The organism is Sphingomonas sp. Ant H11, assembly GCF_000797515.1.
Classification (GTDB): domain Bacteria; phylum Pseudomonadota; class Alphaproteobacteria; order Sphingomonadales; family Sphingomonadaceae; genus Sphingomonas.
The window spans coordinates 15,453-40,016 of record NZ_JSBN01000001.1; the positions used below are offsets into that span (position 1 = coordinate 15,453).

At 62.7% G+C, this 24,564-nt stretch carries 23 protein-coding genes, 1 tRNA gene and 3 pseudogenes; 6 read left to right on the forward strand and 21 right to left on the reverse strand.

Going from position 1 to position 24,564, the window contains the following annotated elements; genetic code table 11:
• Window positions 1-33: 33 nt before the first annotated feature.
• From NW75_RS00070 to NW75_RS25515, 3 genes and pseudogenes are all read right to left on the reverse strand, one after another.
• A complete protein-coding gene (locus NW75_RS00070; protein ID WP_033962923.1) occupies window positions 34-1,266 on the reverse strand; it encodes a pyridoxal-dependent decarboxylase, exosortase A system-associated in 1,233 nt (410 codons plus the stop codon).
• Window positions 1,263-1,727, reverse strand: coding sequence for an AMP-binding enzyme (locus tag NW75_RS27580; RefSeq protein ID WP_331385948.1), 465 nt, complete (start codon window positions 1,725-1,727; stop codon window positions 1,263-1,265). Before NW75_RS27580 ends, NW75_RS00070 begins: the two co-directional genes overlap by 4 nt.
• Window positions 1,728-1,755: 28 nt before the next feature.
• Window positions 1,756-2,857: pseudogene (locus NW75_RS25515) on the reverse strand (AMP-binding protein); the annotation flags it as partial.
• 22 nt (window positions 2,858-2,879) lie between these two features.
• Here NW75_RS25515 and NW75_RS00080 point away from each other — a divergent pair.
• Genes NW75_RS00080 through NW75_RS00090 form a run of 3 tightly spaced genes read left to right on the forward strand, consistent with a single transcriptional unit; the run spans window position 2,880 to window position 4,687 of the window.
• Window positions 2,880-3,152 (forward strand): acyl carrier protein, encoded by a 273-nt coding sequence (locus NW75_RS00080; protein ID WP_033962926.1) that lies wholly within the window; start codon window positions 2,880-2,882, stop codon window positions 3,150-3,152.
• A 57-nt stretch (window positions 3,153-3,209) separates the two neighbouring features.
• Window positions 3,210-3,905, forward strand: coding sequence for a hypothetical protein (locus NW75_RS00085; protein ID WP_171010449.1), 696 nt, complete (start codon window positions 3,210-3,212; stop codon window positions 3,903-3,905).
• Window positions 3,893-4,687, forward strand: a complete 795-nt coding sequence (locus NW75_RS00090; protein WP_033962929.1) for a hydrolase 1, exosortase A system-associated — start codon at window positions 3,893-3,895, stop codon at window positions 4,685-4,687. Before NW75_RS00085 ends, NW75_RS00090 begins: the two co-directional genes overlap by 13 nt.
• 10 nt (window positions 4,688-4,697) lie before the next feature.
• Here NW75_RS00090 and trxB read toward each other — a convergent pair.
• The 6 genes and pseudogenes from trxB to NW75_RS00120 all read right to left on the reverse strand — a co-directional run bounded on the left by trxB (window position 4,698) and on the right by NW75_RS00120 (window position 9,408).
• Window positions 4,698-5,665 (reverse strand): annotated as a pseudogene (gene trxB, locus NW75_RS00095) (thioredoxin-disulfide reductase).
• 103 nt (window positions 5,666-5,768) lie between these two features.
• Window positions 5,769-6,148 (reverse strand): annotated as a pseudogene (locus tag NW75_RS00100) (VOC family protein).
• Between the two features lie 110 nt (window positions 6,149-6,258).
• Window positions 6,259-6,335, reverse strand: a tRNA-Met gene (locus tag NW75_RS00105).
• Window positions 6,336-6,392: 57 nt separating this feature from the next.
• Window positions 6,393-6,902: a 2'-5' RNA ligase family protein gene (locus tag NW75_RS00110; RefSeq protein WP_033962932.1), complete on the reverse strand. Its 510-nt coding sequence runs from the start codon at window positions 6,900-6,902 to the stop codon at window positions 6,393-6,395.
• Entirely contained in the window at window positions 6,899-8,833 is a 1,935-nt protein-coding gene (locus NW75_RS00115; RefSeq protein ID WP_033962934.1) for a potassium transporter Kup, read from the reverse strand. The genes NW75_RS00110 and NW75_RS00115 overlap by 4 nt, the downstream gene beginning before the upstream one ends.
• Before the next feature lie 134 nt (window positions 8,834-8,967).
• Window positions 8,968-9,408: an Lrp/AsnC family transcriptional regulator gene (locus NW75_RS00120; protein ID WP_033962939.1), complete on the reverse strand. Its 441-nt coding sequence runs from the start codon at window positions 9,406-9,408 to the stop codon at window positions 8,968-8,970.
• Between the two features lie 127 nt (window positions 9,409-9,535).
• Between NW75_RS00120 and ald the strand changes: the two genes are divergently transcribed.
• Both ald and NW75_RS00130 read left to right on the forward strand, forming a co-directional pair.
• Complete coding sequence (ald, locus tag NW75_RS00125) at window positions 9,536-10,642, forward strand: alanine dehydrogenase (RefSeq protein WP_033962942.1); 1,107 nt, start codon at window positions 9,536-9,538, stop codon at window positions 10,640-10,642.
• A 41-nt stretch (window positions 10,643-10,683) separates the two neighbouring features.
• Entirely contained in the window at window positions 10,684-12,057 is a 1,374-nt protein-coding gene (locus NW75_RS00130; protein WP_052191949.1) for a S1 family peptidase, read from the forward strand.
• A gap of 35 nt (window positions 12,058-12,092) precedes the next feature.
• Here the strand turns inward: NW75_RS00130 and NW75_RS00135 are convergent, their stop codons facing one another.
• The 7 genes from NW75_RS00135 to NW75_RS27985 form a co-directional block, all read right to left on the reverse strand.
• On the reverse strand, window positions 12,093-13,253 hold the full coding sequence (locus tag NW75_RS00135) for a hypothetical protein (RefSeq protein ID WP_137902275.1): 1,161 nt from the start codon (window positions 13,251-13,253) through the stop codon (window positions 12,093-12,095).
• A gap of 318 nt (window positions 13,254-13,571) precedes the next feature.
• A complete protein-coding gene (locus NW75_RS22560) occupies window positions 13,572-14,588 on the reverse strand; it encodes a hypothetical protein (RefSeq protein WP_052191943.1) in 1,017 nt (338 codons plus the stop codon).
• Between the two features lie 228 nt (window positions 14,589-14,816).
• Window positions 14,817-15,542, reverse strand: coding sequence for an adenylate/guanylate cyclase domain-containing protein (locus tag NW75_RS24810; protein WP_197057661.1), 726 nt, complete (start codon window positions 15,540-15,542; stop codon window positions 14,817-14,819).
• Window positions 15,485-16,615, reverse strand: coding sequence for a hypothetical protein (locus NW75_RS24815; RefSeq protein ID WP_197057662.1), 1,131 nt, complete (start codon window positions 16,613-16,615; stop codon window positions 15,485-15,487). The genes NW75_RS24810 and NW75_RS24815 overlap by 58 nt, the downstream gene beginning before the upstream one ends.
• A gap of 14 nt (window positions 16,616-16,629) precedes the next feature.
• Window positions 16,630-17,028, reverse strand: coding sequence for a hypothetical protein (locus NW75_RS00150; protein WP_033962950.1), 399 nt, complete (start codon window positions 17,026-17,028; stop codon window positions 16,630-16,632).
• A gap of 18 nt (window positions 17,029-17,046) precedes the next feature.
• The gene (locus tag NW75_RS00155) at window positions 17,047-18,666 is read right to left on the reverse strand and encodes a hypothetical protein (protein WP_197057663.1); all 1,620 of its coding nucleotides are present in this window, start codon (window positions 18,664-18,666) and stop codon (window positions 17,047-17,049) included.
• A complete protein-coding gene (locus NW75_RS27985) occupies window positions 18,615-19,082 on the reverse strand; it encodes a toll/interleukin-1 receptor domain-containing protein (RefSeq protein WP_052191945.1) in 468 nt (155 codons plus the stop codon). Before NW75_RS27985 ends, NW75_RS00155 begins: the two co-directional genes overlap by 52 nt.
• 169 nt (window positions 19,083-19,251) lie before the next feature.
• Here NW75_RS27985 and NW75_RS00160 point away from each other — a divergent pair, with 169 nt between their 5' ends.
• Complete coding sequence (locus NW75_RS00160) at window positions 19,252-19,875, forward strand: Crp/Fnr family transcriptional regulator (RefSeq protein WP_231564784.1); 624 nt, start codon at window positions 19,252-19,254, stop codon at window positions 19,873-19,875.
• 102 nt (window positions 19,876-19,977) lie between these two features.
• On the opposite strand, the gene NW75_RS00165 is transcribed toward NW75_RS00160, so the two are convergent.
• The 5 genes from NW75_RS00165 to NW75_RS00180 form a co-directional block, all read right to left on the reverse strand.
• Entirely contained in the window at window positions 19,978-20,367 is a 390-nt protein-coding gene (locus NW75_RS00165) for a response regulator (RefSeq protein ID WP_033962951.1), read from the reverse strand.
• A gap of 63 nt (window positions 20,368-20,430) precedes the next feature.
• On the reverse strand, window positions 20,431-21,882 hold the full coding sequence (locus NW75_RS25520) for an ATP-binding response regulator (RefSeq protein WP_231564790.1): 1,452 nt from the start codon (window positions 21,880-21,882) through the stop codon (window positions 20,431-20,433).
• Window positions 21,845-22,198 carry a hypothetical protein gene (locus NW75_RS25525; protein ID WP_231564791.1) on the reverse strand — a complete coding sequence of 118 codons (354 nt, stop codon included), beginning with the start codon at window positions 22,196-22,198 and terminating at the stop codon, window positions 21,845-21,847. Before NW75_RS25525 ends, NW75_RS25520 begins: the two co-directional genes overlap by 38 nt.
• A 3-nt stretch (window positions 22,199-22,201) precedes the next feature.
• Entirely contained in the window at window positions 22,202-22,885 is a 684-nt protein-coding gene (locus NW75_RS25530; RefSeq protein ID WP_033962952.1) for a tetratricopeptide repeat protein, read from the reverse strand.
• Window positions 22,886-22,956: 71 nt separating this feature from the next.
• Window positions 22,957-24,237 (reverse strand): EAL domain-containing protein, encoded by a 1,281-nt coding sequence (locus tag NW75_RS00180; RefSeq protein ID WP_231564793.1) that lies wholly within the window; start codon window positions 24,235-24,237, stop codon window positions 22,957-22,959.
• Window positions 24,238-24,564 lie beyond the last annotated feature (327 nt).

The following is a 24,564-nucleotide window of genomic DNA, read 5'->3' on the forward strand; positions in this document are numbered from 1 at the left end:
TGCCGCTATGAGACGAAAGAGGTGAAAATTGCGTTAGGAATGCTCGCTTTGGCCCACCAGCAGCTCGTGCGGCGGGGTGTGCCCAAGAAACGCAAACGGGCTGGCCGACAGTCCATAAGCGCCCGCCATGAACACTGCGACCAGATCGCCGACATCGGCGACCGGCAGCGTGACGCGGTCCGCCAACCGGTCAAGCGGGGTGCATAGCGGGCCGACGACACTGACGGTTTCGGTCGGCGCATTTGGCACGGCGGTGGCGATGGTGACGGGATAATTGCGCTTTACCACCGTCCCGAGATTGCCGGAGGCCGCCAATTGATGGTTCATGCCGCCATCCGTGACGAGGAACGTCTCGCCTCGGCTCTCCTTACGGTCGACAACGCGTGTCAGATACACGCCCGCTTCGCCAACCAGCCAGCGGCCCAGTTCGATCGCAAAACGGGTGTCTTTCAGGCCTGGCGCACGGTTTTCCAGCCCCTCGGCAAGGGCGTTTCCGATGATCCCAACCTCCAGCGGCACTTCGCCCGGGAAATAGGGAATGCCAAAGCCGCCGCCGAGATTGACCAGCGGTGGCATCACGCCCACCGCGTCGGCCAGTCTACCCGCCAGCGCCAGCGTTTCGGCCTGCGTTTCGATGATCGCCTGCGGATCGAGCGCCTGCGATCCGGCGAAGATGTGGAAACCCCGCCAGTCCGCCCCGGCATCGATCACGTGCCTAGCCACGGCGGCGGCGCGGTCGGCGTCGATACCGAAAGGCGAGGCGCGCCCGCCCATCCGCATTCCCGACCCCCGCAATTCGAGCTCCGGGTTCACCCGGATCGCGAGTCGCGGCGTAAGCCCGTGCCGTTCGCCAATCGCCAGCGCGCGCGCCGCTTCGCCCGCAGATTCGAGATTGATCGTCACGCCGGAGCGGATCGCGAATACCAGTTCGTCATCACGCTTGCCCGGTCCTGCGAAGCTGATGCGTGCGCCCGGCTTCACCGCCAGCGCCAGCGCCAACTCCCCTCCCGAGGCGACATCGAGGCCATCGACCAGCGGTGCCATGGCGGCAAGCAGCGGGGCGAAGGGATTGGCCTTGATCGCATAATGCAGGTCGACCGAGGAAAAGGCCGCGCGAAACCGCGCAATGCGGTCCCGCACCACCGCCATGTCGTACACGAACAGCGGCGTGTCTCCGGCGACAGCAGCCCAATGCGCCGCATCCCGTCCGCCAATCTGCAGCGGATTGACCTGGAAATCCCGCGGAATCGTGCCCATCGGCTTCATGACGTCATCTCCGCTTTCAGCGCCGCGCGGTCGAGTTTGCCATTCGCATTGCGTGGCAGCTCGGCGCGCCATTCATAGCGTGTCGGCTGCTGGAAACTCGGCAAATCGCGCCTCAGCCGCGCGCGCAAGGCGGCCTCGTGCGTGCCGTCTCCACGCGCGACTACGACGATCGCCTGCCCAAGCCGTGCATCCGGCACGCCCAGCGCCACCGCCTCCGCCGTTTCGCCGCCCGCCACCACCGCTTCCTCGATTTCGGTCGGGCTGATGCGGTTGCCCGCGCTTTTGATCATCTCGTCCTCGCGTCCGACGAAGCGAAGCAGGCCGTCTTCATCGCGCACCACCGTATCGCCCGACCAGACCGCCAGCCCGCCCGATTGCGCCCCATGCGGGTGCGGGACGGAAGCGCTCGGCGGTCCGCTGGGCATCGTGCCAATACCCTTGCGCGACGAGTGGCCCGGCATGGACGAGCTCGCCCGGCTCCCCCGCGGCTGCCGGGCTGCCATCAGGCCGCACGACCATGATCTCGGCAAAAGGGATCGCCCGCCCGATCGAATCGGGATGCACGTCCACCAATTCGGGCGATAAATAGGTCGAGCGAAACGCCTCGGTCAGCCCGTACATCGGATACAGGTCCGCCTGCGGAAAGCGCGCGCGCAACCCGTGGACGAGCGGAGCGGTCAACGCGCCGCCAGAATTTGTCAAACGTTTTTAAATTATTTGCCGTGCTTTGTGGCCACTCAATCTCCAGCAATTGCACCCACAAAGGCGGAACCCCTGCCAGTGTCGTAGGTGCAAAGCGATCGACTGCCTTTACGACGTCTTTGGCGACCAGATAGTCGAGCGGCACGTAGCTCGCACCCGCCGCCCAGGTCGAAAAGAGCTGATTCTGTCCATAATCGAAACTGAGCGGCAGCACGCCGAGCACGCGGTCGGCAGGGGCCAGCTTCAGATACTGCGCCACGCTGATCGCGCCCAACCACAGATTGGCGTGGCTAAGCATCACGCCCTTCGGCCGCCCGGTCGATCCCGAGGTATAAAGGATCGCCGCCAGTGTGTCCGGATCGGCGTTGCTGGCCGATAGTACCGCATCGAGACTTACATTTTCTTCGAGAATAACCTCGCAATTCTCTGAAATATCATCCTGTTCCAGTGTCGCGCTCCGCCCCGCCTGGGTCACCAGCGCGACCGCGCCGCTATCCGCCAGAATATGCGCGACCTGCGCGCGCTTGAGCATCGGGTTGATCGGCACATGCACCAGCCCCGCGCGCGGGGCCGCCATCGGCAGCACGCAGGCAAACCGCGTCTTGGGCAACCAGCTCGCCACGCGCGCTCCCGGCGCATATCCCTGACCCGCCAGCCACGCCGCGACTTGACCGACAAGCCGCTCCAGCCCGGCGAAATCCAGAGTTCCCTGTCGGTCGACAAGCGCTGGGTCGCCCGCGCTGCCCCGCAACGGCAACGTATCGATTGGATATGGGAAGGGGTCGAGCGCGATCATGCCCCTTGATAGCCGCCACCGCCGGGCTGTGAAGAGGCTGGCGGCGGGGCACACTTGGCATCTTGCCCCCCAGTCACTATCGCAACGCACCATAACCCACAAATTGGGGCGCGCAGTGATTTCTGAAGACTATGATCGTATCGACGCCACGCTCCGCGCAACCTTGCGCGACGTGCTGGGCCTGAGCGAGGCTCGCACGGCAACGCTGAACGCCGACACGCCCCTGTTCGGCGCAATGCCCGAGCTGGATTCGATGGCGGTCGCCGGGCTGTTGACCGAAATCGAGGAGCGGCTCGGGATCCTGATCGAGGATGACGAAGTCGACGGCGAAATGCTGGAGAGTTTCGGCGCACTGGTCCGGTTCGTCGCCGCCAAGATCCGGCGATAGCCAGGCGATGAGCGCCGCTTGATCGATTCGTATCAGGCAAGCGGCGGCCGCGAGGCCATGCTGCGCTTCGGGCCTGACAACGGGCCAATCGTCGCGATTGCCTTGCCGCTGTTCGAGGAAGCCAATCGGCTGCGCGCCTTTGCGGTCGCTATCTGCCGCGCATTGGCGGCGCGCGGGTTGGCGGCGATGCTCCCCGATCTTCCCGGCCAGGGGGAGAGCCTGCTGCCGCTGGAACGCTGCAGCATTCTCGACATTGCCGACGGATTCGATTGCGCGATCAAAGACGCGTGGAATGCCGATCGTCGATGTTATGGCGTGGCACTGCGCAGTGGTGCGCTGCTCGACAAGCTGGCCTTGCTCGACGGACGCTGGCATTTCGCGCCGCAGAACGGCCCCAGCCTGATGCGCGACCTGAAGCGGATCAAGCAGGCGTCGCAGCCGCATATCAAGCTGGCGGAGACGGACTGGTATTTCGACCCGAAAGCACCCGACGACCAGCCGGCCCCTCCGGTCGAAATCGCCGGCAACCTGATCTCCACCGCACTGCTGACCGACCTTTCGCGCTCTACTCCGTGGACATCCGAAGACGGCGGCATAGTACGCACGGTCCGGCTCGACACCGATCCTGCGGCTGCCGACCGCCATGTTCCCGGCACACCGCTGTGGCGACGCGCGGAGCCAGGTAACGATTTGCCCCTCGCCCAGTTGCTTGCCGACGACATCGCCGACTGGATCGCCGCATGCGAACGGTAACGGCCTTCGCATGCGCGGGCGAAACGCTGGTTGGCACGCTCGACACCGCGACGGGCGAGACCGGGCTGCTCATTGTATCGGGTGGCAATGAAATCCGCATCGGCGCGCATCGTGGCATGGCGTTGCTCGCGCAGCGACTCGCCGCGCGCGGGGTGCCGGTGTTCCGCTTCGACCGGCGCGGCATTGGCGACTCGACCGGCGACAATAACGGATTCCGCACCTCGGGCCTCGACATCGCCAGCGCCGCCACCGCCTTCCGCGCGGCAACCGGAGTCGAACGGTTGGTGGCCTTCGGCAATTGCGATGCGGCCACCGCGCTCGCGCTATTCGGGGCGTCAGCGGGGATCGATGCGCTGATCCTCGCCAATCCGTGGCTGATCGAACAGAACGACGCCCTTCCTCCTGCCGCGGCGATCCGCGCGCACTATGCGACCAAGCTCAAAAATCCGCGGGAGTGGGTCCGACTGGCTCGCGGAGGCGTAAATCTTCGATACTTATTCAATGGCTTGAGGAAAATTGCTCGCAATCAAACCAAGGTTGCCAACCCACTCGCAATGGAGCTGTTCGGCGCGCTTGCCGCATGGCGTGGTTGCACCACGATCCTCCTCGCGCGCCACGACAACACCGCGCTTGCCTTTGCCGAAGCCGCCCGCGCCAGCAAACTGCCGCTGTCGATCCACGTCTGTGAGACCGCCAGCCACAGCTTCGCCCACCCCCACGACGCGGAGTGGCTGGAGCAGCAGATCGTCGCGGCGCTGTCCCGCCCGGCCAAAACGGCCTGAGCGGAGAGCCTTACTCCGCCGCCTCGGCCACCATTTCGAACTCGGCCTCGGCAAGGAAGCGCTCGGCGTCCAGCGCCGCCATGCAGCCCGTGCCAGCCGCCGTGACCGCCTGCCGGTACACTTTGTCCATAACGTCGCCGCAGGCGAACACCCCGGGCACGCTGGTGCGTGTCGAGCCCGTCTCGACCCAGATGTAATGATCGGCATCCAGCTTCAAATGCCCGCGGAACAATTCGGTCGCCGGATGATGGCCGATCGCGACGAACCCGCCCTCGGTCTCCAGACGCGACCGCTCGCCCGTCACGGTGTCGATCAGTTCCAGCGCGACGAGCCCGGCAGTGCCGCCACCGTCGACGAATTCGGCGACTTCCTTGTTCCACAGGACCGTGATGCCCTTGTGCGCGAACAGCCGCTCCTGAAGAATCTTCTCGGCGCGGAATGAATCGCGACGATGGATTAGCGTCACGTCGGGCGAATGGTTGGTGAGGTACAGCGCTTCCTCGACCGCAGTGTTTCCACCGCCGATCACCGCAACCTTCTTGCCGCGATAGAAGAAGCCGTCGCACGTCGCGCACGCGCTGACGCCCTTGCCTTTCAGCGCGTCTTCGCTGTCGAGCCCAAGCCACTTGGCCTGTGCGCCCGTCGCGATAATGAGCACATCGCCTTCGTAAATGTCACCGCTATCGCCGACCAGGCGGAACGGACGCTGGCTGAAATCGACCTCCACCACGGTGTCGTACATCAGGGTCGTCCCGACATGCTCGGCCTGCTTCTGCATCTGCTCCATCAGCCAGGGCCCCTGGATGACGTCGCGAAGCCGGGGTAATTTTCCACATCGGTGGTGGTCATCAACTGGCCGCCGGGCTGGATGCCCTGCACGAGAATCGGCTTCATGCCGGCCCGCGCGCCATAAATGGCAGCGGAAAGGCCGGCCGGGCCGGAGCCCAGAATCAACATGCGCGTCTTGTGGGTGGTCATGGTCGCTTTCGTCCTGTCGGCCCGCCGCCTCTAGGGCAGCGACGGGCCGACTGGCAACATGGTGGATCGATAACGGTGCGCAAGAGGCCCGTCACCGCCAACATCAGGCAGCGTAGCGATACATCGCGCAGACCTTGTTGCCTGCGGGATCCCGCAGATATGCGAGATAGAGCTTCATCCCACCGTTTTCGCGGATACCCGGATCGTCCTCGATCGGCGTACCACCGGCGGCGACGCCCGCCGCATGCCACGCGTCGGCCTGCTCCGGCGAGGATGCCGCGAACCCGATCGTGCCGCCATTGGCGTGGCATGCAGGTTCGCCGTTGATCGGCTTGGTGACCAGCAAAATCCCGCCATTGTGCATATAGAAAATACGACCGTGATTGTCGGAACCCGCCCGCGCACCAGTGCGCCGAGCGTGGCATCGTAGAATTTACGCGATGCCTCGAGATCATTCGATCCGATCATGATGTGGCTAAACATAGCTGCTCCCTTTCCCAGGCTGCGCCGCGCTTGATCGGCGGCGTCACGGCTGCAGCTAGCGCATTCGTTCCGGTTGGGAAATCATCGATCGAGGCGGAATAGGTCGCGAGTGGTAGCGAAGGAGGGACTTGAACCCCCGACCCCAGGATTATGATTCCCGTGCTCTAACCAACTGAGCTACTTCGCCATGCGCAGGCGCTGATCACTCGCGAGGCGCGGGCTATAGGAATGCACAGCGAAGCGGTCAAGCGAACATATGGCGCGACAGCATTTCCCACGGGCCACCACGATACCACCATGCCGCCAACCCCGCGATTCGAACGGGCCGCGGACGGAAATCGCGCGACAATTCGGCCTGCAAGGCCTTGGCGACGGGCGGGTCGACCTTGTTCTGCACGGTCACATGCGGACGCCACGGCGCGCGGTCCTGCGGCGTCAGCACCGGAGCAAAGGCATCGGCCAGGCGATCGCGGATATCCTCCAGCGACGGACAGTCGATTCGGAAGGCCACCCCACCGCCGAGCGACATCACGCCGGCGATTCGCGCATCCGGGGCCGCCACCTGCCGCGTTTCTCCTGCCAAACGCTGCTTCAGCTCGCGCTCTAGGCTTGGCGCAAGATGATGGAACATCGTCAGATGCGCCGACAGCTGATTGCGTTCGGGCGGAAAATGGCGCGTCCGCAAATCGTCGAACCACGCCGCATCGCTGCGCCCGAACAGCGCGGTTACGATAATGGGCGCGACCTGGCTCAAATCTCGAGCTGGCTGCCCAGCTCGACTACGCGATTGGTCGGCAAGCGGAAGAACTCCATCGCGCTCTCGGCATTGCGGAGCATCCATGCGAACAGCTTTTCGCGCCAGATCATCATCCCCGGATGCGACGACGGCAAGAGGCTCTGCCGCGCCAGGAAGAAGCTGGTGTCGATCATCCGGAAATCAGCGCCGCAACGATGCACATTGGCGAGCGCCAGCGGCACGTCGGGCTCATCGATAAAACCATAGCGCAGGATCATGCGATGAAAGCCCGCGCCCAGATCCTCCAGCGAGCAGCGCTCGCCCTCGGCGATATAGGGCACGTCCGCGATCTTGACGGTGAGCAGGATGATCCGCTCGTGCAGCACCTTGTTGTGTTTGAGGTTGTGCAGCAACGCGTGCGGCACGCCCTCGGGCGAGGCGGTCATAAACACCGCCGTGCCCGGCACGCGCGTGGCCGAGGTGGCGGCGGACTGGATGAAAATCTTGATCGGCATTGCCGATTCGCGCATCCGGTCGATCATCAATTGCCGCCCCTTCGACCAGGTCGTCAGGATGGTGAAAATGATGAAGCCGACCAGCAGCGGGAACCAGCCGCCCGACGGCACCTTGGTCAGGTTGGCGGTAAAATAGGCACCGTCGACGATGAAGAACAGCGAAAGCAGTGGAACCGAATAATAAACCGGCCAATTCCACAGGCGGAACAGCACCACCGTCAGTAGGCAGGTGTCGATCAACATCGCGCCCGTAACCGCGATGCCATAAGCCGAGGTGAGGTTGGACGAGGTGCGGAAGAAAATGACGAGCAGCAGGACCATCACGCCCAGCAGCCAGTTGACCAGCGGAATGTAGATCTGCCCCGCGGTCGCGGCGCTGGTATGCTCGATCCGCAAGCGCGGCACAAAGCCGAGCTGGATTGCTTGCTGCGTCACCGAAAACGCGCCCGAAATCACCGCTTGCGACGCAATCACCGCCGCCGCCGTCGCCAGCGCCACCAGCGGCAGCCGCAAATGCTCGGACGCGAGCAGATAGAACGGACTTTCCAACGCCGCCGTCCCCATGCGCGACAGCAACGCACCCTGGCCCATATAATTCAACATCAGCGCCGGCAGCACGACAAACAGCCACGACACCCGGATCGGGTTGCGGCCGAAATGCCCCATATCGGCGTAGAGCGCTTCCGCGCCCGTCACCGCCAGCACCACCGAGCCCAGCGCCAAAAAGGCGCGCGCCGGATCGAGCGCGAAGAATTCCAGCGCGTAATGCGGCGAGAACGCCCACAGGATTTGCGGGGTATGCGCGATGCTGATGAGACCAAGCGTCGCGATCACCGCGAAATATAGCAGCATGATGGGCCCGAAAAACAGCCCAACGCGCGCGGTTCCGCTGCGCTGGATCGAGAACAGACCGATGATGATCGCCATTGCCAGCGGCAGCACCAACTTGCCGAGCCCAGGCGACGCGATCGCGACGCCCTCGATCGCCGACAACACCGACACGGCCGGGGTAATCATCGAATCGCCGTAGAACAGCGCCGTGGCGAACACACCAAGCAGCACGATCCCGCGCGACCAGCGCTTGTTCTTGGTGCGGCCGTTGACCAGCGCCAGCAGGGCCAGGCTGCCGCCCTCCCCTTTATTGTCGGCACGCATGATGACGGTGACATATTTGAAGGTCACCACGATCATCATCGACCAGAAGATCAGGCTGACCACCCCCATGATGTGGACAGTATCGAGCGCGAGCTTGTGATGGCCGGAAAACGTCTCGCGGAAGGCGTAGATCGGGCTGGTGCCGATATCGCCGAACACGATGCCGATCGCACCAAGCGCAAGCTTGGCGACGCCGTCTCTGCCGTGTGGGTGAAGCCCGACGTCAACCGAGTCGGGTGCAGCAGGCAAATTGCCCGCGCTGGCCTGATCAGTGCTCACGCGAAGGCTGTTCTTGCCCGGATGTCATATCGAGAAATCATGGATGACGGCACTTGTTCAAACGCCCCAATGGTGCGGCGCAATAGCACGCGTCCCCGCCCCCCGCAACGGCACGCGCCACGGCCAAACGTACATCATTCCTCGCTCGCCAATGTACGAATGGTGAACTGTGTCACCAGCCGATGCACGCCGGGCAGGGTCGAGAGCACTTCGCGGTGGATTCGCTCGTAGCTGTCGTCTTCACGCACCAGCACCTTGAGCAAATAGTCCGATTCGCCGCTCATCAGATGGGCTTCGCCGACTTGGGTGGTCTGCGCGAGCGCCTGTTCGAACGCCAGCATCGTCGCCTGCCGCTGATCGGTGAGCGTAACCGACACAAACACCGTCGAGGGGTTGCCCCGCGCCGCGCGCGACAGCCGCGCGCGATAGCCAAGAATCATCCCGTGCTGCTCCAGCGCCTTCACCCGGCGGTGCGCGGCTGATGGCGACAGGCCGACTCTTGCGCCTAGCTCCTCACTGGTGAGGCCCGATTCCAGGCCGAGCTGCGCGACGATGTTGCGGTCAATACTGTCCATATGGGATCATATTGTGTACAAATGCGCTACTTCGCAACAGCATTGCATTTCCGCAGCCGAACGCGCGATCTTTGCAAGCACATTACGCCACGCCTCCTGTACACTGCCCCCAACAAGGAGAAGATAGATGCGGATCGGCGTACCCAAGGAAATCAAGAATCATGAGTATCGTGTCGGCCTGACCCCACCATCGGTGGCCGAGCTTGTTGCCGCGGGCCACAGCGTAGCGGTGCAGACCGGCGCGGGCCTCGGCATCGATTTCAGCGATGCCGACTATGTCGCGGCGGGCGCGACGATCCTGCCCGACGCCGCCAGCGTTTTCGCGCAGTCGGACATGATCGTGAAGGTCAAGGAACCGCAGCCGAGCGAAATCGCGTTGCTGGAGCCGCGCCATTTGCTGTTCACCTACCTCCATCTCGCCGCCGACAAGCCGCAGGCCGAAGGGCTGATGCGCTCGGGTGCGACCTGCATCGCCTATGAGACGGTCACCGCCAACGATCGGTCGCTCCCGCTGCTCAAGCCGATGTCCGAAGTGGCCGGGCGCATGGCGGTGCAAGTCGGCGCGCATTATCTCGAAAAGGAACAAGGCGGTCGCGGCATCCTGCTCGGCGGCGTGCCGGGTGTGGCCCCGGCCAAGGTAGCGATTCTCGGCGGCGGTGTGTCGGGCGTCAACGCCGCGCAAATGGCGGTCGGCATGCGCGCCGACGTCACCATCTACGACATATCGAACGCACGCTTGGCCGAGCTCGATATGTTCTTCGGCAGCCAGATCAAGACCGCTTACGCCAGCAAGGCCGCGATCGCGGCAGCGGTGAAGAACGCACATCTGGTGATCGGCGCGGTGCTGGTGCCCGGGGCTGCAGCGCCCAAGCTGGTGACGCGCGACATGGTCAAGACGATGAAGCGCGGCGCGGTGATGGTCGACATCGCGATCGACCAAGGCGGTTGCTTCGAAACCAGCCATGCCACCACGCATGAAAACCCGGTGTTCGAAGTCGACGGCGTCATCCATTATTGCGTCGCCAACATGCCGGGCGCGGTCGCACGCACCTCGGCCTTCGCGCTCAACAATGCCACGCTGCCGTTCGTGCTGAAGCTCGCCGCGCACGGAGCGGAAGCGGCGATGGCGGCCGACCCGCACCTCGCCAATGGTCTGAACGTGTCCGGCGGCAAAATCCGCCATCAGGCGGTCGCCGAAGCGCTCGCCTTGCCGTTCGAAGCCTGGACACACTGAGACCGCTCGCGGCGGCCGGGCAAAGCTGGTATCGCGCTTTGGTGCGTATCCTTTTCCTTGCCGCCGCGCTGATCCTGTCACCGATCGAGGCCCGCGCGCAAGCCGTTCCCCCCGCCCCCGGTCCTGCCGATCGGGCCGTGCAGCCCGTCGCGGTGCCGACTGTCGCGGCCCCGCCAGCACCGCTCGCCGTCACGGCGCGGCTCGAGACCGAGGCGGAGGCGATGGCCGAGGATGCTGCCGAATATGCGCGGCAGTTCGGCGTATCCCAACCCGAAGCGATCGCACGTCTCACCGCGCAAAATGCAAGCATCCCCGTAACCGACGCGATCGCCGAGCACTATCGCGACCGATTGGCCGGCATCGCGATCGAACACCGCCCGGCGTATCGCATCCTGGTCTCGCTGACCGGCGCGACACCGGTTCCCGCGCAGAGCATCATTGCGGGCGGCATCACGGTGCCGATCGTCTTTCGCACCGGCGCACGCGTCACCCGCGAGCAGGTCATCTGGGCGATGACCAACCATCAAGCGGCGTTGCGCGCCGCGCTGCGGACGCCGCCGGGCATGGGACTCGATCCGCGCACGGGCGAACTCGCGATCCTGATCGGCAGCGCCGACGCACCTGCAGGCACCGCCGCGCTCAAGACCCGACTGGAAGCGATTGCGGGGGTGCCGGTTCAGGTCCGCGTGCTCAACCATGTCGATGTAAATCTCGCGCCCGAAGGCGGCTCGCGAGTCGAGGGCGTCAGCCCGGCCGATGGGCGGCGGTATCTCTGTACGACGGGTTTCACGGTTACCGACGGCATCCGCTACGGTGTCACCACCGCCGCGCACTGCGTCGACGACCTGGTCTATCGCGATCCGCAGGCGGGTTCGACACCTCTGCCCTTTGTCGGCCAATGGGGCTGGGGCTATCGCGACGTGCAGATCAATGCCGCCGACGCGCCGCTACCCCCGACCTTCTATGCCGATACGGCGCGCACCCGTCTTCGTCCCGTTACCGGCGAGCGCGGGCGCGCCAGCACGCGCGCGGGCGATTTCGTCTGCCACCGCGGGGAACGCACGGGCTATAGCTGCGCGTTGGTGCAACTGACCGACTTCGCCCCGGCGGGGGATCTGTGCGGCGGGGCGTGCCTTCCAACTTGGGTCACCGTCGCCGGCCCGACCTGCAAGGGCGGCGATAGCGGATCGCCCGTATTCAGCGGCACCACCGCGCTCGGCGTGCTGAAGGGCGCGAGCTATCGCGGCGACGGCTCTTGCGTCTTCTATTTCTATATGTCGGTCGACTATCTACCGCCGGGCTGGCAATTGCTGAAGGTGCCACCCCTGATCCAACCGCTACCGGCTCCCGACGTCCCCGTCAGCAGCCCCGCTGGCACAATGCCTGGCGGCTACGACCCGGCGGGCGAGCGATAACGCCGTTTCACGAACCGGCCGGGCGGCCCCAATCGTCACCAGATGGTCTGCGGTGCGGGACCGGCCCAATCCAGACCGAACTGAAACGCTACCCCCTCGAACACAAATCCCGGGACCGCGATCTTGCACCACAGCGCGAAATCATAGCCATCGCGACCGCCGCCGAGGTACATGGTGATCTCGACCTGCTGATCGAGAGGGTCGCAGGTCGCGATGTCGAGCGGCAGAAAATAGCTGTTCCCATGGAACATATCGATCGGCAGGCGACGAGGCGCGACCAGGATGGTCGAGAAGCGGCCATATTCGTCATAGATTAGATCGAAAACAAACTGGTAACTGTCGCTTGCGCGCCACAGCAGGCTCTGCCGCATGCCTTGAACATCGGTCGCTGGCGGAAGCGGCTGCGGATCGAAAATAACGATCTCGCCCGGCCCCTGCGGATAGAGACGATCGACCGCTATCGTCTCCGCCGACAGCGCCAGAACATCGTCGGAGACCCCGACACGTACGCATGGCGCGATCGGATCCGGGGTGCCGACCTGCCGCAATACCGTGTCTTGCCCTGCCCCGTCGACATTGAACACGAATCCGCCCGGGACCGCGACAATCCCATCCGGCGAAACCCTCGACCCCGCCGAAGGATGCAACTGAATCTGAACCTGCGGCTCCCCCGGCAATTGCGGCGCACGAACCACCAGGCCACGCGACGCGTCCTGACAGACGTCCGCCGCCCAAGTCAGCCCCCGCATTGTGAAAATTCCGGCTCCGTCATAAACAGAGAGCTGCTGCTCTCGCGGCCCTTTCGGCAGTCCTTTGGTCGCCTCCCCGCCTGCACGGTGATCGCCCACGTCCGCTTCCGTGCGGCGGATCAGCGGTTTTGCCAGGATACGAGCGCCAGCCGGCCCGGCACCGGCACCGCCCCCTTCCTGGATCAAGGCGAAATTGTAGAATGCACCTGGCGCGCCGTTGACCGTTGGCGCGGAGGTGCCGACGATCGTGCCGAAGCTGAAAATCCAGTCCGACCACTCACCGCCCGCGGCTATCGCTTGCAACCGCGCGATCGTGCGCTGGACATCGTCCGTTCGATAGGCCTGCCGCGGGCTGTAGAAGAAACATTCAGGTGCCATGAAGACTTTGAGCACCGGTCCCGCGCACGACGACGACGTCGCAGCCAGCGCCTCACGCGCGGTTTCCATAGCACGCGCCATCAACGCGCATCGCGCCTCAACATCGAGAGAAGTGCCATCCAAGGCTATATTCTGAAAATCGTCCCCGCCGGGATCGGATCCAACCGTATTTGCAACGTACGACACAAATTGAACATCACTATAATGCATTTGAAATACCCAAAATCACATTATTAAATCTACCAACGTACTTCGACATATATTGTCATATGGATTGGAACCGCGGATTTTTGGCAGAAGACACTGTTTTGGCGTCTCCGCGACGCGAGTCTGCGAATGCTGGTCGACCTTCCCCCGGATACCGCCGGTGACGCGTACCCTGCTCATTCAGCGCAGCACTTGGGCAGGCGACCATGCCGCCGTCAAAATGGAACAGGTGTTCGTGCCCTGGCTGCCGATAATGGATGTCGGCAAAATCGTGAGACACGGCGTCCCCTCGATCAAAACGTCCCCCATTTGCCGCAGCGTGCCGTGAACATGGTAGCCCGATGAGAAGTCGACGGCGAACCAGCTTGGCCGATCTTCGTAAATCGCGACCTCGTGGCGCTCGTCGAGCGACGAGGCACATCGCACAATCGCGACAGCGGGCGGATCGAGATCCCCCGCGCGCCACGCACGGTCGAAAATGATTTCGAATACGAGGCGACCGTCGTTGGCGGTCCAGAAGCGGGTCATGTTGCGAAGCAACGACAATCCCTTTCCGCCCGAGGATCCTGCATCGCCACTCAAGCCATGACGACGTTTTTGCAGGGAAAAGCGAAACGGGGTGGAAGTGGCATCGCCGCCGCCGCCGCTCATCACAATGTCCGCGCTGGCCAAGCCGAGCAAGGACAGTTCAGTTTTAACGGTGGAAAGCATTTGCGGATCGATCGCTTGCCCTTCCGAAACCGCCGACGCCGTACCCACCCACAGCGACGGCTTGAGCTGGAAGACCGCCATCTGCTGCGGCTGAACGCCTGCCTTGATGGCGAGCAGTCGGCCATCGCGTAAGACATTGGCGGTAATACGGGCATACGGTAACGCGTTGCGAACATGAACTTCGCCAGGTGCGGCTTCCGCAGCCCCCAGCGCAACCGCACAGTCGGAGCTATTGTGGCCGACCACAAAATATTGCGCGTCCCAGCCCGACACCGGACCGGTCGGCACCCCGGCTTCATCGGTTGCGACGACTTCTATGGCAGTGGGGAAAATAAAACGATGTGTTCGGCCCGGCGCACAGTCCGCAATCACCTTCCAGGCGATCGGCGCGTCGTCCGGCGTGCTCGCAAGGTTCTTCTGGAAAAGAACAACGGCGGACTTGTTCGCATCGTTGGAGTTATTGACGAAATTCAGCTCTATCGCCACCGCGCTTCCCCAAATCGCCACTCGACCGCCGAGCGCCCGCAGCCTTCACGCTGCGGAACCGCGAAGAACGCGACCCGTCGACCAGGAACAGAGGCATCGGGCGAATTATCCATGTCGGAACCCCTTCCCTCGTCCGGACAATCAGCCGTTCGAAGAATACGCGATCTTCTTGATTTCCGTGCCCATTACGGCCGCGAAAGGATGTGAAAAAACACACAGGTCGCGAAGCTATCTCGCACAGCTCCGCATATCGGGACACTCTCGGCGCACGACATTGAAGATCGAAAGGGGTTCAAAGTCGCGCCGAGCCTTGGTCCGCCCAACATAGCCGCATCGGAAGCGATCCGCATGGAACGTGGCAAGGGCCCCGGCAAAGGCTTCGCTGACATAGACCGATCCCGGCGCGACATTCGGTTCGATCCGGGCCGCAACGACGACGTGCGAGCCCACCACCGCCTGGTTTCCCAGGATCGGATTCATCAGCAGGTGGACCGGTCCGTAATGCCCGCCGATGCGCAACGCGAGCCAGCGCGGCAATCCACGCGCGCGCAAGTTCAGTCGCCGGTGCGCCGCCAGGATCGCCAACGCCGCCTCCGCTGCATCGGCCGGCTGGTCGAACACCAGGAACACCCCGTCCCCCCATGTCTCGATATGTTCGGGCTTACGCGCCAGCGTCGCCACCGCCTGCGCGATTTGCGCCATTACAACGCCGAAGAACGCCGGAATCTGATCATCTCGCAAGCTGCCGAAACCCCGCACGTCAACAAACAGCATCGCCTTCATCACCGTCGGCGGATGCGCAGTCTGAGCGCGCGGAGCCACTCGAAGGGGTGCCCGATCGAGCGTCAGGATGACCTGCCGCCGCGGTGCTGCGGCCCAATATGCCAGATCGGCAGCTACGTTGGATTGCGCGTCTCCGCCAGAAACCGCGAGTTGGACCGCTTCGGTCGCCAAAGCCTCGGCGCGAAGGATGGCACAACCGATCGCAAACTGCTCGAATAGGTGAACACCTGATCGTCGCCGGCATATGGATCCTTGGTCGCAAGTCGAACCGACTGAGCGCAAGCAAGACATGCCTCGAAGCGACGGACCCAGCCTTGCCCAAAGGGCGCAACCGAATTTGCGACGAAGGAGCCGACAGAGGTAGGCAACACCACATGCAGTTCTGCGCCGCAGGCAACCAACGCCTCAGCCCATAAAATGTCCGCTCCGGCAGCCAGCCCCCCATAAGCGAAACCGACGCGGTTCGTGCGCAACACGCCCTGCATTTCCGCAGCCAGTGCCTCGGTCCGGCGCGCGCTCGGATCTGTTGGTTGATCGCGAGATTCTGGCAAGTTGAAGATGCGCCCCGTAAAATGCGCAACGCGCGGCGGGCGCAGCGGGGCAAGCCATGTGTTGGGAGCACCCAGCTCCTGCAAAATGATATCGATCTGCCCGAGGGTCGATGCGTGCGCGGTATAATCCTGCGGCGACCGTGCGATTGCCTGCGCCAGCGTTTCCGCCGCCGCCTCGGGCGCGCCAAGCAGGACCTGCGCCTCTGCGCGGCTTGCGAGGGCATAATAAGATTCGGTTGCGTCCCCTTCGACCACCGTGCTGGACAGCACCTTTTCGGCGGCCTGGCGCGCGCCATCCCTGTCCCCCGCGATCAGACTCATCGTGGCAACGTTGATCGCGCTGTATAGACCGCCGTGGCGCGCGTCGCTTGCCGCGTACCGCAGAGCCGACGCGCGCGCAAAAGCCCGGCGTCGCGCCCCCGACGAAGCCAAGGCGACGTCTTTTAGAAGGCGCGCACCAAGCGTCGCGGCCTCCGCATCGTCCGGATCGCCACCCAGGCGCCAGCGGGCATATTCAAGCCGCGCAAAATCGGTCGCTCCGGATCGCGCCAGACAGAGAACCGCAGCATGCGCAATTGCTGGAGAAACGCCATCGCGCTCGATGCGTCGATAGGCCAGATCATACGCAGCAAGATGCTCGCCGCGACGGATCAGCGCGGCGAGACGAGCATCCTCAACTCCTGCATCACGCAATGGCGGCAGCGGTCTTACTGACCCCCACCGTTTTCAATCTTGGGATCGAGGCCGATTTTTTGGCCGTGGCTATCGACGAACATCAAGCTATATTCATACACGCCAAGCCGTGCACATTGGAAAACCAAGCGAAATTTCGTCTTCGGGGCAGCAACATCCCCAACACTGTTATCAAGCCAGCTATAGCTGGAGAAATTTATACTGTAGTCGGCACCGACAACGAAAGGGCGATCCTGAAACGTCCAACCGGATGTAATGAGATCGTCTTTCAGGGAAAATATGATGGTGGTTGGCTCATCGACCGCCAGAACCAGCGGAACCGGGTTTTCCGGATCGATATAATTCATAAAATTGTAAGTCGAATCGATTCCGATAACAATTTCTGCTGTCAGTGCAGGCCAAACTTGAGTCATAATGATCCCCCGTCGTCACTAACTGTCATTTAAAACCGATTTCTTCCAAAAGGCAAGAAAATCTGGCCGCCGATAGCCCGAGGCGTAAAGACTTCGAACGGTTTTCTGCGCATGCTCCGCGTCGCCACGTTTCAACCATGCGCGAGCAAGCGTATCGCGCCCTTCAGGTGGCAAAACCGATTCAAGCGGAGCTAAGGCTGCGACTGCAAGATCTGCTTCCCCGCGTGCGAGCCGCGCAAAGCCAACCAGCATCGCGACTTGTCCCGGTTGTTTGCGGAGCGGGTGCGCCGTTACCTCCGCCAAAAGGGAAGCGGCCGCCCGCAAGGCGCTGTCGGGGTCGCCCGAGCGTTGCGAAAGTTCGATCTCCTGGCGCCGCCACCGCCCTTCGATCAGCGGCTTCCAGCGCCAGGTTGTCCCACCGGTCAAACGCAGCCGGGCAATCCGTTGCCGGGCGGCGGCGTGCGCCGCGCGAGCCGCCGGAAGGTCTCCCTTGGCAAGCGCCAAATCCACTGCATCGAGATCGGCGAGCGCCGTGTCCCCCAGCCACACCGCATTGCCCGAATCAAACGCGACCAGCTTGGCGAGGCCTGTCCGCGCCTGCCCCAGCACCGCGGCACTCTCGTCCAGTTTTCCAAGGTCGAGTGCCCGTCGCGCCAGGGCAATATCGGCAATAAACACCTTTTCTTCCAAAGGCCGGTTTGCCGAATCGCTCGCGAACTGGGTGTGCAGGATCGTCGAGGCGGTCGCGCGTTCGACATAGGCCTCCCGCAAATTCCCCAGAAGAAATTGCGCGTCCGCAACCCAGTTTTGTGCATCCACCAGATCCGCCAGGCGATCACTGTCTCCCGGAGCCTTCTGGCTGGCACTCTTAAACCCGGAGCGTGCCACCTCAAAGGCGGCGAGCGCATCGGCATAACGCCCTTGCTCCAGAAGGAGGGTGCCCAGGTTGCTCCGCGCATAGGCAGGCTCCAGTCGCCAGTCCGCACGCTTGGGGTCGATCTGCACCAGCATATCGGCAAGCCGGGCATATTCCGCAAAGCCGCGTTCAGCCGCTGCGACGTGATCCAGCTTCCACTGCACGAACGCCAGCCAATATACGTTCTGCGCATGGTCGAACAGGCGGGTGCCATCCTGCGGCGCACGCGCGACCAGCCGCGCCGATGTGGCCGCCGCGCTCGCAAAGGCCTGTTCGGCACCAGGCAAGTCCGCACGTTTGACGCGAATCGAACCGAGCAGCGTCAACGCCTTTGCTTGCTGGGCCAGCGCAGGGTCGTCCAGACGGTCATCGTCGATGCGGGCATAGTGATCGAGCACTTTGCGGCCAACCCCGTCGAGCACGTCCAGTCGCCCCACCGGCTCCAGCTTGCCGCGCAGATCGCCGAGCATGAAGGCGACCAGATCCTCGCTTTCGGCGGCTTGGCGCTGGGCCAGCCGCCGGGCATCGATCGCGGCAAGCGCGAGCCCGCCAAAGGCAACGCTCAGCGACACTGCAGCCGCGGTAATCGCCATCATCAGGCGCGTGCGCCGCCGCGCGTCGCGCTGTACCAGGAGGTCGAGCCCAACGCCCAGCAGTCCTGCCGCGAGTTTCAACCGGGCCAGCCGTCGCCCGTCCCCGCCAACACGCAAATCGGCGGCCAAAGGCTCTTGTCCGACAGGCAGAGCCTCGCGCAATCCTGCGGGAGGCACTCCAACAGGGACTTTTCGGGCTGCGAATCGCCGACAAGCACGCACAGAACGCGATCCACCGAGTGCGTGGTGAGAAAATGGGCCAATTCCGCATTGACCCAACGCGACGCAAGTGCCGACGGAGAACACAATAAAATCAAATGAGAAGAGCGATCCAGCGCGCTTCGGATCGAGTCGCCAAGATCTGGCCCGGCCGACAATTCCGCCTGGTCGCGAAATATCGGACGCAGGCGGGTCGGTTTCTTCAAATCCGCGCCGATGTGGCGCGGCGGTCTGTATCGTTCCAGCGTACGGTGCAGCCACTCGGCCCAATACCGATCGCTATGGCTGTAACTGATAAACGCTATATAAGATCCAGACTGTGCCACGTACTCGCCCCCCGGCTGGCCAACGCGAAATGCCTAGGGCATTGAGCGTTTGATGCAAGATGTTGGTGGATCAAAACAAATCTCGCCGGCCGCAGTAGCGGCTGTGGACCGTTGCGCGCTGTTCCGCCACATGAGTCGCGCAGAGCGCGCGCATGTCGCCGCGCACACCGTGTGGCGGATCTATCAACGTGGTGAGCAGGTCGTGCGGGCACAGGAACCCGGCGAAGACGTCTATATCGTTGCTGCAGGAACTTTGCTGGCGAACCAGTTTTCCCGTGCCGGTCGTGAAATCGGATATCGCCGATTGGAAGTGGGCGCGCATTTCGGGGAGTTGGCCGCCATCGACGGAGCACCTCGATCGGCCAACGTCTTCGCTTTGACCGTGGCGGAGATCGGGCGGCTGCCCCAGACGCTGGTCAAAACGCTTTTGTCCGACTGCCCGGGCTTCACCCAAGCTCTGCTGGAAGATCTCACCGCAATGGTCCGCAGCCTCAGCGCCCAGGTTTTCCGACTGGGTGCGATACCGGCACCGTGCCGCCTGCAAATGGAATTGCTACGGATGGCCCGGGCGAGCGGCGTGGCGCAGGACAGGGCCCGCATTATCGGCATTCCAACGCATGCCGAGATGGCGGTATTGGTGGGAACGCAACGCGAAGTCGTCAGCCGGGAGTTTGCGAGGTTGTCCGCGCTCGGCCTGATTGCCCGGACCGGCAAGGATGTCGTAATCGCTGCCGTATCCGCGCTCGCTGCGGAAATCGAGCGCCAGGGCGGGGACGCGTCGCTGTCCGAATAACCTCGGCTCGCACCGCGCATCACTGCGCCCACCTTTAGCTTCCGGCCTGTTCAGCGTCCCGACCGCTCCCCTTTTGTAGCGAACCGGACGGGACGGCTGAGGTCATCCAATCATCCCGTCGCCCGCGCCCTTGGCCAACATTCGGCCGATCGCATCGAAGAGGGAATCCATCGCGACGGGCTTGAACAACACTTCGTCTGCCCCTTGTGCAAGGCAACGCTCGCGCAAATCCACCGCTGTGTCCGCAGTCACCACGATGATCGGGAGATGCGCCTTGGCATCGCCGCGCGCACGGATGCGCCGCAGCGTTTCAAACCCGTCCATACCGGGCATCCGTAAATCGAGCAGGACGATCTCGAAATCCTGCGCCTCGATCAGCGCCAGTCCAATTTCTCCGCTCTCCGCACCGGTCATCGTCGCACCAGCGACATCGAGCATGTCCTTCACGACGCGCCGATTCATCGGGTCATCTTCGATGAACAGAATGTTCACCGGGAGCACTCCACTACGGAATCACGAGAGTAAAAATACGCCATGGTGTGCATCTCTATCGTTTCATGCCGCTTGCGTTACAAGCACCTCCGATGCGGAAACGTCCGATGGCGCGGCATTTCCAAACATCGCGGCCGCCAGCGCCGCACCCGCGATAGGCTTGGCAATGACGCGGTCAATACCCGCCGACGCAAAGCGTGTGCAATCTTCGATATCCGGCGCGCGCCATAGCAACGTCGTGACCGCCCCGGTCGCCCCCAGCGCTGCCAGGCCCAGGTCGACATCGCTCTCCGCCTGCACTGTCGCATCGTCGATCAGAACACGGGTGACCCCGCCTTGCGCGATCCGGGCGACCGCTTCCTCCACGCTTGCTGCAAACAGCACCGTGCCCGCGCGCGCTTCCAGGACTGCGCGCAACATACTGCGCGAGATCGGATTGCGATCGAGGATCAGCAACGCTTCTGGCGTGGCAGCGGCCGAGGCCGTCTCGATCGTCGGAGCCGCTGCCAGCGCCAATGGCAGCGAAAGCGTGAACGTCGTACCTGCACCCGGCACGCTCTCCACGGTCACATCGCCGCCCATTGCACGGGCGAGGTTCTGACAGATGGTCAACCCAAGCCCGGTACCGCCATATTTGCGCGTCGTGCCGGCATCGACTTGACGAAACGATTCGAAGATAATGCCAATTTTCTCCGCTGGGATACCGATCCCCGTGTCGCTGACACCGATCCGGAGGGTCGTCCCCTCGGCGGCGGCGCGGACGGTGATCTGGCCGCTCTCGGTAAATTTCAGGGCGTTAGAGAGCAGATTGAAGGCAATTTGCCGCATCCTTGCCGGATCGCCTTCGATGAACTCGGGGCAAGATTGGAGATCGAGAACAAAATCCAGCCCCTTCCCCCGCGCCTGCTCTTCCCAAAGCCGCGAAACGTCGCGCAACATGCCCTTGAGGTCAAAGGGCACATGTTCGATCGTAAGGTTGCCCGTCTCCATCTTCGCGACATCGAGAATGTCATCCACCAGCGCCCGCATCGTCACGCCGGCACTGTGAACCACGCCGATCCGGTCGCGCAGGTGTTCCTCCAGGCCGCGATCGGCCAGCATAACCTGAGTCATGCCCAGGATCCCGTTGAGCGGCGTGCGAATTTCATGACTGGTCGTCGCAAGGAACTCCGTCTTGGCGGCCAATGCCCGGCCAAGCGCTTCGTTGGTTTTTGCCAAATCGACGTTTGCAGCTCGGACTTCGTTGCGGCTGCGACGGATCGTGACCAAGCCAAAGGCAAGCATCGACACGATGATGACGGTCGCCACGGCGAGCCCGCCAAAGATGGTTTGCTGGGTGCGTGCGCGGTTTCGGGCATCTTCGATGTTGCGCAGCAACTGCGCGCGCTTCAGCTTCTCAATTTTCAGTTCCTGGTTCGCAAAATCGAACCGGGCAGCGGCGAGCGCGGTATTGGCAGACGCGGCGAGCTTGGAGGTTTTATCGTCGACTTCTTTCAGAGCTTCCAGATGGACCAACGCCTGAGCTTGATTGTGGGTCTTTTTTGTAAATGTCGTATGCGACCAGATGGCCCTCGCGCAGGTCGAGCGTCGAAGTGTTCCCATCGACGTTGACGAAAGCCCGCTCAATCAGACGTTGGGCCTCGGCAAGGTTACCGCGCAATCGCGCTGCCCAAGCCGATAACACCAGGAAATGATTGCGCGAGGTTGCGGCATCCGTTCCGCGATCGGCTTGTAACCCAAGCGCGATGCTGTGCTCGGCGGCCGCGCGCTGACCCGCGAACAATTGCGCCCGCGCGATATTCCGAAGCGTACTCGCCTCCAGTGCCGGCATTTTTCAAATCGTGCGCCAGCGCCAGCGCTTTCGAAAGGCAGTTTGCGCCTGGATAATTTTATTGAAATCCATCAAGCAAATGCCGCGGTTCGTATAAATTGAAAATAGAAGCCGCTGGTCTCCGTGATATATATCGGCCGACTGATCAAAATATCGTAGAGCCGTTTTAAAGTCACCGGCCTCCTGGTAGAGAAAACCGATACTGACGATGGCGATAGCGCGGCTGCGCGCGTCGCCAATATCCCGAAAGATGTTATGCGCCTGTTGATACGCCGACAGAGCCCCCGCGACATCTGCTTTTGCCAACCTCAAGCCGCCACGCGACAGCAATAGATCGCCATAGAGTTTTGTTGGCGAAGCGGGTTTCGCGACAAGTGAAATCGCGCGTTCGATGAGCGGCTCCGCCCGCGCTGTGTCGTTCAGGCGCAGATATGCTTCGCCCTGAAGCCATTGCGCGGTCGCCACGGCCGTATTGCGCCGCGCCATCGCGAGATGCGACGCGACGCCCTCCGCCGCTCTCGCGCGTTCAATCGCGATCAACGGGTCGCCGAACATTTGTGCCTTGGCGTCCGCCACCAGCGCGTCGTAGCGGACATCCCATTGCGCCAAGCTCTGCGCAACGGCCGGCCGATCGAGCTCCCACGCGCCGACCGCCATCAGGGATAGCGCCAGGATCAAACGGAACATAAGGTGCCTCATCGCACCCTTACTGTCAGAACAGTCCTTAAATTCGCACTAACTGACCGAAAATCGCGTTCTTAAGCGCTTTTCCAAAACGTAGCAGGCCGCTTAAACATCGATTGCCGGTCATCCTCTGCGGGGCGCGCGCGATATTCGTGCAGGAAACACCGAAAGGCATCGATCGATATCGGGCGGCTGATCAAATATCCCTGCACCATGTCACACCCCATGACCGAAAGCAGCGCCATCGCTGCCTGGGTCTCCACGCCCTCCGCCGTCACCTCCATATCCAGAGCATGGGCGAGATCGATGGTGGAGCGTACGATCAGCGGGTCACGATTGCTGCTGGTCAGCTGAAGCACGAACATCTTGTCGATCTTGAGTTCGCGTGCAGGGAGCTGCTTGAGATAGGCAAGCGAGGACAAGCCGGCACCGTAATCGTCGATCGCAATGACGATACCGCGATCTGCAAAAATCTGAAGATTGGAGATCGCGCATTCGGGATCGCGGATCACAGCCGTTTCGGTAATTTCAAAACCGATTTTTGCCCCACAATTGTGGGTCTTAGCGCATGCCGCTTCTACAAAATGTTTGTCGCTGAGAAGCTGACCCGAAATATTGATGAATATCGTCAGATCGTGTCCATCTGCCGCCAGGACTTTTTGATCCCGGATCACTTCGTCGAGCGTCCAAAGGGTGAGCGCGGAAATTTGCTGCGCCTGCTCCGCAACGGTGATGAAATCCCCTGGGAGAATCAGACCACGATTGGGGTGCTGCCAGCGCACCAGCGCTTCCGCGCTGGAAATCCGTTGCTCGCGCACATGCACTTTTGGCTGATATTGCAAGAACATCTCGCCATTCGCGATCGCCGCCGGCATCTCGCGCGTCAGGGTCTGCCGGTCGAAGGTCGGGGTACACACCGATAGATCGCGCAGCACGGGCTGATGCGTCGAACGCGCGTCTTCCAGCGCGCCTTCGGCCTCTTCGATCAACCGCACGGTTTCGATCGTCGCGAGCGGTGCTGCCGCCCCCCCAATCTCGATTTGAAGGGCGTGCGCCTCCCCATCCAAATCGAGCGGGATCTCCGCAACACCCCGCAAAACGTCCACTGCAACCCCGAGAGCAGCGAAACTTGCGCGCTCGAGCGACACCTCGATAGACGTGCGGCTGACGATCATGGTCGAGCTATCGGGTAGAACCGCCGCGATCCGACGCTCGAGATCCAGGGCGAGACTATCCGCCCCCACACGCCCGAACTTACGACGAAGGGCGGAGAAGTTCGCGATCTCGACGAGGCACACGATTTGCCACGTGTTTGAAGGATCGCCGCGGGGGGCGATGTCGATGCCCGATTGCACGAGGCCACCAGGTGCGTCTGACGCACTTTTTCGCCGCCCCGGAGGGCGACGCGGCGGATAAGGGGGTTGCACGGCACGCACCATGGATTTCGAGGTAAACGTGAGCAATAAACGAACCGTTAAACGTCCCGCTTCGGTCGCACCCGTCGCGGAAACGCGATTGCATTATCGTTAAGATTCAATTAATAACCCGAAGCACCCAACTGGGTGTGTAAGGGAGAAAATGTGATGTTGAGCTTCATCCTTGATGTGGTTTACGGCGAGGGCAGCCGCCCCTGGTAAATCGTTCCGTCGACCCGATGCGGGATTGATCCGTTCGATATTTGA

What these genes read in the sequence shown, in the direction of transcription:
- NW75_RS00085 (WP_171010449.1), top strand. Translation starts at nt 3,210, where the DNA reads ATGCTGCGCTTCGGGCCTGACAACGGGCCAATCGTCGCGATTGCCTTG.
- NW75_RS27580 (WP_331385948.1), bottom strand. Translation starts at nt 1,727, where the DNA reads ATGCCGGGCCACTCGTCGCGCAAGGGTATTGGCACGATGCCCAGCGGA.
- NW75_RS25530 (WP_033962952.1), bottom strand. Translation starts at nt 22,885, where the DNA reads ATGTTCCGTTTGATCCTGGCGCTATCCCTGATGGCGGTCGGCGCGTGG.
- NW75_RS00135 (WP_137902275.1), bottom strand. Translation starts at nt 13,253, where the DNA reads ATGGAAACCGCGCGTGAGGCGCTGGCTGCGACGTCGTCGTCGTGCGCG.
- NW75_RS00070 (WP_033962923.1), bottom strand. Translation starts at nt 1,266, where the DNA reads ATGAAGCCGATGGGCACGATTCCGCGGGATTTCCAGGTCAATCCGCTG.
- NW75_RS00090 (WP_033962929.1), top strand. Translation starts at nt 3,893, where the DNA reads ATGCGAACGGTAACGGCCTTCGCATGCGCGGGCGAAACGCTGGTTGGC.
- NW75_RS25525 (WP_231564791.1), bottom strand. Translation starts at nt 22,198, where the DNA reads ATGCCGGCACTGGAGGCGAGTACGCTTCGGAATATCGCGCGGGCGCAA.
- NW75_RS00120 (WP_033962939.1), bottom strand. Translation starts at nt 9,408, where the DNA reads ATGGACAGTATTGACCGCAACATCGTCGCGCAGCTCGGCCTGGAATCG.
- NW75_RS00150 (WP_033962950.1), bottom strand. Translation starts at nt 17,028, where the DNA reads ATGACTCAAGTTTGGCCTGCACTGACAGCAGAAATTGTTATCGGAATC.
- ald (WP_033962942.1), top strand. Translation starts at nt 9,536, where the DNA reads ATGCGGATCGGCGTACCCAAGGAAATCAAGAATCATGAGTATCGTGTC.